At 74.3% G+C, this 12,398-nt stretch carries 9 protein-coding genes; 4 read left to right on the top strand and 5 right to left on the bottom strand.

The window, feature by feature from the left end; all coding sequences use genetic code 11:
* Window positions 1-15: 15 nt before the first annotated feature.
* Window positions 16-1,761, bottom strand: a complete 1,746-nt coding sequence (gene treZ, locus PV682_RS00525; protein ID WP_319723327.1) for a malto-oligosyltrehalose trehalohydrolase — start codon at window positions 1,759-1,761, stop codon at window positions 16-18.
* A 200-nt stretch (window positions 1,762-1,961) separates the two neighbouring features.
* Here treZ and PV682_RS00520 point away from each other — a divergent pair, with 200 nt between their 5' ends.
* Window positions 1,962-2,513: a DUF1707 and FHA domain-containing protein gene (locus tag PV682_RS00520; protein ID WP_319722773.1), complete on the top strand. Its 552-nt coding sequence runs from the start codon at window positions 1,962-1,964 to the stop codon at window positions 2,511-2,513.
* Window positions 2,514-2,576: 63 nt separating this feature from the next.
* On the top strand, window positions 2,577-2,972 hold the full coding sequence (locus tag PV682_RS00515) for an SSI family serine proteinase inhibitor (RefSeq protein ID WP_319722771.1): 396 nt from the start codon (window positions 2,577-2,579) through the stop codon (window positions 2,970-2,972).
* A gap of 9 nt (window positions 2,973-2,981) precedes the next feature.
* Here the strand turns inward: PV682_RS00515 and PV682_RS00510 are convergent, their stop codons facing one another.
* The 3 genes from PV682_RS00510 to glgX all read right to left on the bottom strand — a co-directional run bounded on the left by PV682_RS00510 (window position 2,982) and on the right by glgX (window position 8,989).
* Complete coding sequence (locus PV682_RS00510) at window positions 2,982-4,223, bottom strand: M14 family zinc carboxypeptidase (RefSeq protein ID WP_319722769.1); 1,242 nt, start codon at window positions 4,221-4,223, stop codon at window positions 2,982-2,984.
* A 202-nt stretch (window positions 4,224-4,425) separates the two neighbouring features.
* The gene (gene treY, locus PV682_RS00505) at window positions 4,426-6,804 is read right to left on the bottom strand and encodes a malto-oligosyltrehalose synthase (protein ID WP_319722767.1); all 2,379 of its coding nucleotides are present in this window, start codon (window positions 6,802-6,804) and stop codon (window positions 4,426-4,428) included.
* A gap of 58 nt (window positions 6,805-6,862) precedes the next feature.
* Window positions 6,863-8,989 (bottom strand): glycogen debranching protein GlgX, encoded by a 2,127-nt coding sequence (gene glgX / locus PV682_RS00500; RefSeq protein ID WP_319722765.1) that lies wholly within the window; start codon window positions 8,987-8,989, stop codon window positions 6,863-6,865.
* A gap of 258 nt (window positions 8,990-9,247) precedes the next feature.
* Here glgX and PV682_RS00495 point away from each other — a divergent pair, with 258 nt between their 5' ends.
* Together PV682_RS00495 and PV682_RS00490 are read left to right on the top strand one after the other, a co-directional pair.
* Window positions 9,248-10,486 carry an SAV2148 family HEPN domain-containing protein gene (locus PV682_RS00495; protein ID WP_319722763.1) on the top strand — a complete coding sequence of 413 codons (1,239 nt, stop codon included), beginning with the start codon at window positions 9,248-9,250 and terminating at the stop codon, window positions 10,484-10,486.
* Window positions 10,487-10,594: 108 nt separating this feature from the next.
* Window positions 10,595-11,317: a 3'-5' exonuclease gene (locus tag PV682_RS00490; protein WP_319722761.1), complete on the top strand. Its 723-nt coding sequence runs from the start codon at window positions 10,595-10,597 to the stop codon at window positions 11,315-11,317.
* 30 nt (window positions 11,318-11,347) lie between these two features.
* On the opposite strand, the gene PV682_RS00485 is transcribed toward PV682_RS00490, so the two are convergent.
* Entirely contained in the window at window positions 11,348-12,205 is an 858-nt protein-coding gene (locus PV682_RS00485; protein ID WP_319722759.1) for a phosphotransferase enzyme family protein, read from the bottom strand.
* Window positions 12,206-12,398: the final 193 nt, after the last annotated feature.

Genomic DNA, 12,398 nt, shown 5'->3' with positions numbered 1-12,398 from the left:
TCCGCGAAACGCCCCTCAGTCCTGCTCCAGGACCGCACACGCCTCTGCGGGCACCCGGAGCACCCCGTCGGCCCCCGGGGGCTCCACGGGCTCCCAGGCGGCCAGCACGCGGGCCGGGCGGGGGCCCAGGGGGACGTCCGCCGGGGTCGGGGAGAGGTTGACCGCCACCCGGAGGTCGCCCCGGCGGAACGCCAGCCAGCGGGCGCCCTCGTCGTAGGCCACGCGCAGGTCCGCGAGGTCGGGGTCCGTGAGGTCCGGGTGGGCGTGGCGCAGGGCGATCAGCGCGCGGTACCAGGCCAGTACGCGCGCGTGGGGTTCGCGTTCCGCCTCCGCCCAGTCCAGGCAGGAGCGGTCCCGGGTGGCCGGGGACTGCGGGTCGGGGACGTCCTCCTCGGCCCAGCCGTGCGCCGCGAACTCCCGCCGCCTGCCCCGCCGTACGGCATCCGCGAGGTCCGGGTCGGTGTGGTCGGTGAAGAACTGCCAGGGCGTCGAGGCGGCCCACTCCTCGCCCATGAACAGCATCGGCGTGAACGGCCCCGTGAGGGTCAGCGCCGCCGCGCACGCGAGGAGCCCCGGCGACAGGGACGCCGAAAGGCGGTCCCCCTGCGCGCGGTTGCCGATCTGGTCGTGGGTCTGGCTGTAGCCCAGCAGCCGGTGCGCGGCCGTCCGGGACCGGTCCAGGGGACGCCCGTGCCGGCGGCCCCGGAACGACGAGTACGTCCCGTCGTGGAAGAAACCGTCCGTCAGGGTCTTGGCCACGGCGGCCAGCGGGGCGCGCGCGAAGTCGGCGTAGTACCCCTGCGACTCGCCCGTCAGCGCGCAGTGCAGCGCGTGGTGGAAGTCGTCGTTCCACTGCGCGTGCAGCCCGAGCCCGCCGCGCTCGCGCGGGGAGATCACCCGGGGGTCGTTCAGATCGGACTCGGCGATCAGGAACAGCGGCCGGCCGGTCTCGTCGGCGAGCGCGTCCACGGCCGCCGACAGCTCCTCCAGGAACGGGTACGCGCGCGTGTCCCGCAGCGCGTGCACCGCGTCCAGCCGCAGCCCGTCCAGCCGGAAGTCCCGCAACCACGCCAGCGCGCTGCCCAGCAGAAACGATCTGACCTCGTCGGACCCGGCCGCGTCCAGGTTCACGGCGGCACCCCAGGGCGTGTGGTGCGTGTCCGTGAAGTACGGCCCGAACGCGGGCAGGTGGTTCCCCGAGGGCCCCAGGTGGTTGTGCACGACGTCCAGGACCACCCCGAGGCCGAGACCGTGCGCCCGGTCCACGAACCGCCTGAGGGCCTCAGGGCCGCCGTACGGCTCGTGCACGGCCCACAGGGACACGCCCTCGTACCCCCAGCCGTTCGTGCCGGGAAACGGGCACAGGGGCATCAGCTCGACGTGCGTGACGCCCAGCGCGGCGAGGTGGCCGAGACGGTCCGCCGCCGCGTCCAACGTGCCCTCGGGGGTGTACGTGCCGACGTGCAGCTCGTACAGCACCGCCCCCTGCAACGGGCGCCCCGCCCACGGCACGCGCCACGCGTACGCGCCCTGGTCGACGACCGCGCTCAGCCCGTCGGGGCCGTCCGGCTGGCGGCGCGAGCGCGGGTCGGGCAGCACGGGACCGTCGTCCAGCGCGAAGCCGTAGCGCGTGCCGTCGGACGCCTCGGCCTCGCCCGTCCACCAGCCCGCGCGCCGCGGATCGCGCTCCAGCGCGCGCGTGATGCCGTCGCCGTGGAGCGTCACACGGCCCGCCTGCGGTGCCCACACCTCGAACTGCACGGACGGTTCCCCTTCGTCGGTGGCCCGTCCATCGTGGGCCATGAACGCCCGGTCCGCCCCGCGAACACCGCCACCAGGGCCCGAACCCGTCAAGTACGCGCGCGGGACGAGCCGTTGTCCCCGCCTCCCCACCTGCGCGCGCGGGGCGTCGTTCTCCGGTTTTCTGGACACCCGGGGGCTACTGAAAGACAATCACCAGCGTGACGTCGTCCTTCGAGTTCAACACGTACCCCGCGCGGCTCTCCGACGGGGAGCGCGACAAGGCGCTGAAGGTGCTGCGGGACGGCGTCGCCATGGGGCGCCTGTCCCACGACACGTTCATCCGCCGCATGGAACTCGCGCTCGCCGCGCGCCGCTCCGACGAACTCGCCGCCCTCACCGCCGACCTGCCCCGCGAGAAGCGGCTGTCGCGCCTGGTGTTCGGCAGCGTCGAGGCGGTCTCCGGGTTCACGGTCCGGCTGCGCAACGCCTGGCGCGCCGAGCGGCTCCCCAAGCTCCTGCTGCCCGTCCCCGGCGCCGGACACCCCCTGCGGATCGGCCGCGACCCGGCCAACGGGCTGCGCCTGACCCACGAGACGGTCTCGCGCGTGCACGCCGAACTGAGCCACCAGGGCGGCATGTGGGTGCTGCGCGACCTCGGCTCCACCAACGGGACCACCGTCAACGGCCGGCGCGTCATCGGCGCCGCGATCGTCCGGGAGGGCGACCAGATCTCCTTCGGGCGCGTCGAGTACCGCCTCGCGGCGGGCTGACGTTCGCCGCACGTTCGGGTGACCCGGGTGGGGTGAGGCGGCGCCGATGCCGATGCGTACGGCATGACACGTTTCCTCGTTCTCGCCGCCGCCCTGGCCCTCACGGCCCTCACCGCGCCCGCCGAGGCCGCCCGGAGCGCACTGCCGGGCAACTGGCTCCAGATCAGCGTCACCAAGGGCGACGGCCACTCCAGCGACACGCGCGGCACCCTCCTGCTGTGCAACGACGTCCCCCAGGGGCACGCGAAGGCCGCCGAGGCGTGCGCGCAGCTGCGGGCGGCCCGCGGCGACATCCGGGCCATCCCGCCGAAGGACGTCCTGTGCACCCTCGAATACGCCCCCGTCACCGCCTCCGCGCGCGGGCAGTGGAACGGGCGGCCGGTGCAGTACCAGCACACCTTCGGCAACAAGTGCCAGATGGCGGCCGAGACGGGCGACGTGTTCGCCCTGAACGGCTGACGCCAGGGCTCAAGCCGCTCTCCCGCGCGCGTGCAGCGCCGCCGCCACCACCGTGCGGGACTGGTGCTCCACCTGGTGGGGGAGCGGCACCCAGCGCGCGTGGAACTGGTCCGCGAACGAGGCGCTCCACACGCGCACCAGATGTTCGAGACGGGGCACCGCCCGGTCGTCGTGCTCGCGCAGCACCCGCAGGAGCATCGCCGCCGCCCGCAGCGGCAGCCGCCGGGCGAACGCGTCGACACTGCTGACGTACGCGCGCGAGGTGTCCGCCGGGCGCGTGTGGGCCCAGTCCGAGGCCAGCCCCGGCACCAGGTCCAGACCCCAGCGCGCGGCCCGCAGCAGGGGCCCCTCCGGGCCGTACAGGCGCGGCAGCGCCTCCCGGTGGACCTCCTCGACCATCCGCGCGTCGTCCAGCAGCCTGCGCGACAGGTGCCTGAGGGCCGCCGGAGGGTCCGGGTGGGGCGCGCGGTCGTCCACCAGGTCGCTCGCCCACATCGGGACCTCCACGACCGCCGTGAGGCCGCCGTAGCGGTGCGTGCGGTACCAGGTGCTGTTGCGCGCGTCGTCCGGCATGCTCGGGTACGCCGCGCCCGCGCCAGGACCCGGCATCACATGCACGCCGGGCCCCGACACCGGCCAGCCCGCCGCGTCCGAAGCGCCCGTCTCCACCGGGATCCGCAGCCGCGCCGCCGACCGCGCGAACGGCGCCGCGAGCCCCGGGATGTCCCGGGTCAGCTGCACCCAACTGCCGCCCAGGTCGGTGCCGTGCAGCGACACCTGGAGGTAGGGCCGCAGCTCGTCGATCACACCGGTCAGCGCGCGCGTCTCGGGCGGCAGCCGGTCCGGCGGGAGCGCGGCCGGCGACCACTCCGGCTGCTCGGGGCCGGCCGGCCGGTAGAAGCCCAGGTGGTAGTCCAGCAGGCTGCGCGGCGCGGGCGTGCTGTGCAGGCTCGCGCCGTCCGGGTCCGCGCACACCAGGAAGTGCCACGACCGCCCGGCCCGCAACCCCCGCTCCCGCAGCACCCGTTCGGCCAGCGACAGCAGGGTCGGGCCGCCCGTCGGCTCGTTCGCGTGCGCCCCCGCCACCACCAGCACCGCCCGGCGCGCGTGCCCGACGGACAGCAGGTGCAGCGGCCGTCCCGCGCGCGAGACCCCCACCTGCCGCATCCCGCACAACCCGGGCCGCCGCACGGCCAACGAGCGCGCGGACGAGGTCAGTTCGGCCAACGTCGGATAGCGCGGCTCCGGCAAGACTCACCCCCGTCACAGGTCCTGCTCCGCCCTCCCACTACCCCACGCCCGCCAGACGCTGTCAAGCACGACGGAGGCCGGTGGTACGGGAGAGCAGCCGGGAGCACCTCGGTGGATGTACGGCGTCGGCGCGCACGCCGGGCGCGCGGCATGGGGTGTGCGCGGGCGCGTGACCAGCCGAACGCGCCGGACCGGACCCGGGTCACGCCCCGCCCGCCCCCTCCTCGGCCCGCTCCAGCAGGGCCACCGGCAGACGGCCGAAAACGTCCCCCACGCGCGCGTGCCCCTCGAACACCCGCCCGTCCCCCAGGACGTCGGCCCACCGCCCCGGCGGCAGCGGCAGCACCGTCCCCCGCCAGCCGCCCGCCTCGGCCAGCCGCAGCGACAGCCGCGTCACGGCGGCGACCACCGCGCCGGAGCGCGCGTACGCCAGACAGTGGCCGGCCGCCTCCCCGCGCGCGGGCAGCGGCGTGTAGGTCGCCGACGCGCCGAACACCTCGGGCCGGCGTCGGCGCAGGCGCAGGGCGGCGGCCGTGAGGGCGGCTTTCTCGTCGGGAACGGCCCTCTCGTCGTGGGCGGCCGTTGCGCCGGGGGCGGCTTCTCCGTCGGGAAGGGGCGCCGGGAAGCGTGCCGGGCGTCGGTTGTCGGGGTCCACCAGGGCCAGGTACTCGCTCTCGGTGCCCTGGTAGACGTCCGGCACGCCCGGCATCGTCAGGTGCACCAGGGCGGTCGCGAGGACGTTCGCCCGGATGTGCGGGGCGAGGTCGCGGCGGACGGCCAGCACCCGTTCCGCGCCCGCCGGGCCTGCCTCGGCGAACGCCTCCACCGCCTCCTCGTACGCCGCGTCGCGCTCCGTCCAGCTCGTGCGCAGGCCCGCTTCCCGGACGTGCTTCAGCAGCGCCTCGCGCAGGCGCGCGGGGTCGGCGGGACCGAGGCCGAAGACCGTCTGCCAGGCCGCCCACGCCAGCTGCGGGTCCTCGAACGCGGGGAGCTGGGCGACGAGTCCGGCCCACCGCTCGGGGCACTCGGTCAGGACCGCGAGCGCCGCGCGGACATCGGCACTGCGCTTCGTGTCGTGCGTCGAGACGACCGTCCCGCCGGTCGGCCAGTCGCGCTGCACGCGCGCGCAGTACGCGTGGAACGCGTCCGGCGACACGGCCGGGGCGCCGGGATCGCCGCCCACCTCCGTCGCCGACAGCAGGGGCACGTACCGGTAGAACGCCGTGTCCTCCACGGACTTGGCGCGCAGCGCGGACGAGGTCTGCGCGAACCGGGTACGCAGTTCGGCGCCGTACGCGGCGGTGCCCAGGAGGAGGTTCCGTACGACGTCCACCGCGCCCGCCTCCTCCGGGACCGCGAACGCGGCGCGGGCCTGCCGGGCGGCCTCCTCGGTGAGGACGGACGCCGGGTCGGACGCGGGGTAGGGGCGGTAGACCTCCATGCGGACCAGGAGTTCCGTGAGCGCCGTGCGCAGGGCCCAGGGGGCCCGGTCGAGGGCGGCGGGGTCGGGGGAGGCGGCGCAGGCGCGGACGGCCGTGCGGGTCAGGCGGTCGAGCTCGGCGGCGAGTTCGTGGGTGAGGGTCGTGTACGCGGCCCGCCGGACGGTCGCCGCCCAGTCGCCGCCCCGATCGGCCTGAGCGCCCGTCAGACGGCCGTACGCGGCCAGGAGGCCGGAGTACCCCACCGGGTCCGTGAAAAGGCCGTCCACGTGCCGCAGGGCGTCGTAGCCGGTCGTCCCGGCCACCGGCCAGGAGTCCGGGAGGCGTTCGCCGGCCGAGAGGATCTTCTCGACGACCGTCCAGCGCCCGCCCGTCGCCCGGTGCAGCCGCTCCAGGTAGGCGTCCGGGTCGGCGAGGCCGTCGGGGTGGTCCACGCGCAGGCCGTCCAGGACGCCGTCGGCCAGCAGACGCAGCAGGGTCGCGTGGGTGGCCTCGAAGACCTCCGGGTCCTCCACCCGCACCCCGATCAGCTCCGAGATGCTGAAGAACCGCCGGTAGTTCAGCTCCGTGCGCGCCAGCCGCCACCACACCGGCCGGTACCACTGGGCGTCCAGCAGCTCCGGCAGCGGCAGTCCGGCCGTCCCCGCGCGCAGGGGGAGGACGTGGTCGTAGTACCGCAGCGTCCCGTCCTCGACCCGCAGCCGCTCCAGCTCGTCGCCCAGCGGACCCCCGAGGACCGGGACGAGCATCCGGCCGCCCTGCGCCTCCCAGTCGACGTCGAACCAGCGCGCGTACGGGGACGCCGGGCCCTCCCGCAGCACCTCCCACAGCGCGCGGTTGTGCCGCGGCGCCATCGCCATGTGGTTCGGCACGACGTCCGCGACCAGTCCGAGACCGTGCGCCCGCGCGGCGTGGGCCAGCGCCCTCAGCCCCTCCTCGCCGCCCAGTTCGCCCCGTACGCGCGCGGGGTCGACGACGTCGTAGCCGTGCGCCGAACCCGGCACCGCCTCCAGGACCGGCGACAGGTGGAGGTGCGACACCCCCAGGGAGGCCAGGTGGGGGACGGCCTGTGCCGCGTCCGCGAAGGTGAACGCCGGCTGGAGCTGGAGCCGGTAGGTGGCTGTGGGGTGTCGAGGGGTCATGCAGGGGTTGGTACCCGGGGGAGCGGGGTTCCGTACCGGGCCCCCGGGAACCCGTGGGCTACGCCGGGCGTTGAAGGACCACCACGCTCCGGTCCAGCAGGCGCAGGTGGTCGCCCGCCGACACCTTGAGGCCGGTCCCGGAGGGCGGCGGAGTGGGGTGGGCGGTGTCGACGGTGAGGTGCCAGCGGGGGCCGTGGTCCACGGGGACCACGAAGTCCAGCGGGGTCGGGGAGGGGTTGAACATGAGGAGGAACGAGTCGTCGGTGATGCGCTCGCCGCGCGGACCGGGCTCGGAGATGGCGTGCCCGTTGAGGAACACCGTGAGCGCGGAGGCGGTCGCCGAGGTCCAGTCCCGGTCGGTCATCTCGCGGCCCTCCGGGGTGAACCAGGCAATGTCGGAGAGGTCGTCGTGAGTGCCCTCCACGGGCCGGCCGTGGAAGAAGCGCCGGCGCCGGAAGACCGGGTGCTCCCGGCGCAGCCACACCAGCGCGCGCGTGAAGGCGAGCAGGTCGTCGTCCTGCGGGTCGTCCGCCTCCGGGTCCGGCCAGTGCACCCACGACAGCTCGCCGTCCTGGCAGTACGCGTTGTTGTTGCCGCGCTGGGTGCGCCCGAACTCGTCGCCGTGACTGAGCATCGGCACGCCCTGGGAGAGCATCAGCGTCGCGATGAAGTTGCGGGTCTGGCGCGCGCGCAGGCGCAGCACCTCGGGGTCGTCCGTGTCGCCCTCGGCCCCGCAGTTCCAGGACCGGTTGTGGCTCTCGCCGTCCCGGTTGCCCTCCGCGTTGGCCTCGTTGTGCTTCTCGTCGTACGACACGAGGTCGCGCAGCGTGAAACCGTCGTGGCAGGTCACGAAGTTGACGGAGGCCAGCGGGCGGCGCCCGTCGTCCTGGTAGAGGTCGGAGGAGCCGGTCAGCCGGCCCGCGAACTCCGCGAGCGTGCGCGGCTCACCGCGCCACAGGTCCCGCACGGTGTCGCGGTACTTGCCGTTCCACTCGGTCCACAGCGGCGGGAAGTTGCCCACCTGGTAGCCGCCCTCGCCGACGTCCCAGGGCTCCGCGATCAGCTTCACCTGCGAGACCACCGGGTCCTGCTGCACCAGGTCGAAGAACGACGACAGCCGGTCCACCTCGTGGAACTGCCGCGCCAGGGTCGCCGCGAGGTCGAAACGGAACCCGTCGACGTGCATCTCGGTCACCCAGTACCGCAGCGAATCCATGATCATCTGGAGGACGTGCGGGGACCGCATCAGCAGCGAGTTCCCCGTCCCCGTGGTGTCCGTGTAGTACCGGCGGTCGTCCGCGAGCCGGTAGTAGCTCCCGTTGTCGATGCCCCGGAACGACAGCGTGGGCCCCAGGTGGTTGCCCTCGGCCGTGTGGTTGTAGACGACGTCCAGGATCACCTCGATGCCCGCCTCGTGCAGCGCGCGGACCGCCGACTTGAACTCCAGCACCTGCTGCCCGCGGTCGCCCCAGGACGCGTACGCGTTGTGCGGCGCGAAGAAGCCGATCGTGTTGTAGCCCCAGTAGTTGCTCAGGCCCAGGTCCACGAGCCGGTGGTCGTTCACCGACTGGTGCACCGGCATCAGTTCGAGGGCCGTCACCCCCAGGCGTGTCAGATGCCCGATCACCGCCGGGTGCGCGAGCCCCGCGTACGTGCCCCGCAGCTCCGGCGGCAGCTCCGGGTGGAGCATCGTCAGGCCCTTCACATGGGCCTCGTAGATCACCGTGTGGTGGTAGTCCACGCGCGGGGGCCGGTCGTCGCCCCAGTCGAAGTACGGGTTCACCACGACCGACGTCATCATGTGCGGCGCGGAGTCCAGGTCGTTGCGTTCCTCGGGCGCGTCGAAGTGGTAGCCGTACACCTCCTCGCCCCAGCGCACCGAACCGGCGACCGCGCGCGCGTACGGGTCGAGGAGCAGCTTCGCCGAGTTGCAGCGCAGCCCGCGCGCGGGCTCGTACGGGCCGTGCACGCGGAAGCCGTAGCGCTGGCCGGGCATCACCCCGGGCAGGTAGGCGTGCCGGACGAACGCGTCGGACTCGCGCAGTTCCACCGCCGTCTCCGAGCCGTCGTCGTGCAGCAGACACAGCTCCACTCGGTCCGCGGCCTCCGTGAAGAGCGCGAAGTTCGTACCGGCGCCGTCGTACGTGGCACCCAGGGGATACGCCTGTCCAGGCCAGACCTGCATGGGACGACTCTTCCAGGGTTGTCGCGGACATGTGGCTCGTACGACGGTATGGCGAACCGGGGTCGGTCCAGTTCTCCAACTCGCCCACGGACGGACGACCGTCATGACTCCGTTCACTTCCTCCCCATCCGGAGGGCGATGGATTCGAGGCAGCCGCGAACGACCCTGTCCATCCGGCTGCACCGCCGACCGCTCCCGGAGTACCCTTCCTTGATCGTTGGGACGGGAAGGCTCGGGGGAGCGGAAGGCGGTGCTTGGGTGGGCTCGGGAGGGCTGGAGCTGCCCCCTGGTGACGAGGGTCACGAGGGCGGCTCGGCGGACGCCCCGCCCGGCGCGGTGTCGCTGGCCAGACCCATGGACGCGGGGGCCATCGGACCGGAGCTGGACTGGGACGCCGACGCCTGGCGCGAGGTACGCACCCGCGCGCAGCGCGCCGGCCGGGCCTACATCTGGCTGAACCTCGTCGAACAGCGCCTGCGCGCGGTCGTGTCGGCGGTCCTGCGGCCCGTGTACGAGCCCGTGCACGGCGACGACTGGGTCGTCGCGGCGGCCGGGCCCGCCGGGCAGGAGTGGGTGCAGCGCGCGGTCGCCGTCCGCGAGGTCAGCCGCCGCAAGGGCTACCTCCTCGACCCCGCCGACGACAACGTGATCTCGTTCCTGACGCTCCCGCAGCTGCGCGAGCTGATGGTCCAGCACTGGCCCTGCTTCGAGCCGTACTTCGACGAACGGCGCGACGTCGAACTCGCCCTCGACGAGCTGGAGGTCACCCGCAACGTCGTCTCCCGCAACCGCGCCCTGTCCGGAAACGTGCTGAGCCAGGCCGAACGCGCCTCCGCGCGCCTGCTGGAGATGCTCGGCACGAGCGGCGACGTGCCCTCCGCGCGCCGGCTGCCCGTCGACGCCGTCGAGGACCTCGTCGGCGACCGGTACGCCGACGTCGTCGCCGTCCACTCCGACCGCGTACGGCTCATGCGGCAGTTCCCCGCCGAGGACCTCTTCGGGGGCGCGCGCCGGATCGACGCCATCGGCATCGGGCTCAACCTGCTCGTGCAGAACTTCTCCGGGCGCCGCCTCGTGCGGCTCGCCGAGGCGGGCGGGCGCGTACGGCTGCTGTTCATCAACCCCGCCTCCAGCGCGGTCAAGCGGCGCGAGCGGGAACTCGGCATCAAGCGCGGCGAGCTGAGCCGGGCCGTCGAGATGAACATCCTGCACATGCGCCGGGTCCGCTCCCGGCTGCGCGACCCCGGGGCGTTCCAGATCCAGGTGTACGACGAGACGCCCCGCTTCACCGCCTACCTCGTCGACGGGGACGGCCCCGACGGGATCGCCGTCGTCCAGTCGTACCTGCGGGGCATGCGCGGGATGGAGGCGCCGGTGCTCGTGCTGCGCGGCGGCAACCGGATCGTCAAGGCGGGGGACACCGAGGAGAGCGGCCTGTTCCCGGCGTACCGCGAGGAGTTCGAGCTGGCCTGGGCGGATTCGCGGCCTGTGTCCTGAAACGCGGTGTCCGGGGCGGGGGATGCGGAAGGTGGCCCTCCGATTGTCAGTGGCTCGTGCGAAGGTGGGGACCACTGGGGGAAAGCACCACCGAGAAGGGGGGCCGACATGGCCTGGCACCAGGAGTTGATGATCGGGTTCGACCTGGAGACGACGGGGACGGATCCGCGGGAGGCACGCATCGTCACCGCGGCCGTGATCGAGGTCGTGGGCGGGGAGGTGCGCGGGAGCCGCGAGTGGCTCGCCGACCCGGGGGTCGAGATCCCGGCGGACGCGGTCGCCGTCCACGGGATCAGCAGCGAGCGCGCGAGCGCGGAGGGCCGGCCGGCCGACGAGGTCGTGGGCGCCGTGGCCGACGCGCTGGTGAGCGCCTGGCGCGGCGGGGTGCCCGTCGTCGCCTACAACGCCGCCTTCGACCTCACCCTGCTCTCCGCGGAGCTGCGGCGGCACGGACTGCCGTCCCTGCGCGAGCGCCTGGACGGCGAGGAGCCCGCGCCCGTCGTCGACCCGTACACGATCGACCGGCACGTCGAGAAGTACCGGCGCGGGAAGCGCAACCTGGAAGCCGTCTGCGCGGAGTACGGCATACGGCTCGACGCCGCGCACGACGCCTCCGCCGACGCGTTGGCCGCCGCCCGGCTGGCCGGGGCGATAGCGGGGCGGCACACCAAGGTCGCCGACCTCGGAGTCGGCGAACTGCACCGGCGGCAGGTCACGTGGTACGCCGAGTGGGCCGCCGACTTCCAGGCGTTCCTGCGCAAGAAGGGCGACGCGGACGCGGTGGTGGACGGGGTGTGGCCGGTGCGGGAGGTCGTCCCGCAGGACGCGTGAGAGGCACAGGGGCGTGAGGGGTGTGGTCGGTCAGAAGGGGTACCAGCGGACCGACGCGTCGCCCGTGCGCAGGGACGCGACCCGGCGGGTGAACTCCGTCAGGGCCTTGGGGTTGGTGGGGGTGTGCTGGGCCACCCAGGCGCAGCTCGCGGTCTCGCGGGCGCCCCGCAGGACGGCGCAGCCGGACCAGGCGCGCACGTCCCAGCCGTAGGCGGCCGTGAAGGCGTCGTACGCGGGCGTGGGGAGGGCGTAGCGGTCGTGGGAGAGGGCCATCACGACGAGGTCGTGCTCGCGCAGGTCGGTGGAGAAGGTCTCCAGGTCGACCAGGACCGGGCCACCTGGGCCGATGTGGACGTTGCGGGGGAGGGCGTCACCGTGGATGGGGCCCGGCGGGAGGTGCGGGGTGAGGGCGGCTGCCGACGCCGCGAAACTGTCACGCCGTTCCCGCAGGTACGCCGCGTCCGCCGGGTCGATCGCGGAACCGGCAAGCCGCAGCCAGCGCTCCACGCCGGACAGCAGATCGCGCGGGGGCAGGGCGAACGGGGGCGCGGGCAGGGCGTGTACGAGGCGGAGGAGCTCGGCCAGGTCGCGGGGCTCGGCGGGACGTACGGCATCCGGGAGGCGGTGCCACACGGTCACCGGATGGCCGTCGACCAGCAGCGGCTCCGACTCGGCCGCGCGGACCGCCGGGACACCCTCCTTCGCGAGCCAGGCGGCGATCGCCGTCTCCCGGCGCGCCCGCTCGATCAGCTCGGCGTCCCGGCCCACCTTGACGACCAGGCCGCCCAGTTCGAACACGGCGTTCTCCCCGAGCGCGAGCAGCCGCGCGTCCGGCGCGCCCGGCAACTCCGCCAGGGCCAGCACCTCGCGCGCGCGTGCCTCGTCCATCCGCCTGCCTCCGCTTTCCGCCGTGGGGCGACCGCTCGGCCGCCTCTCCTGTCGTCGCCGGTGGGCCCGCGCGCAGTACCGCCGCGCACCCTCCTCGCCGCCGGCCCCCGTGCCCGGGGTCCCGCCGGACCGCGTCCGCTTCCCGGGACGCCGCCCGGCCGTGCCGCCGTCGTGATCCGGCCATGAGGCCGCC

This window comes from Streptomyces niveiscabiei, from assembly GCF_033794345.1.
Taxonomy (GTDB): Bacteria; Actinomycetota; Actinomycetes; order Streptomycetales; family Streptomycetaceae; genus Streptomyces; species Streptomyces niveiscabiei.
The sequence above is the reverse complement of the archived record's forward strand: the minus strand, read 5'-3'. Positions and strand labels throughout refer to the sequence as shown.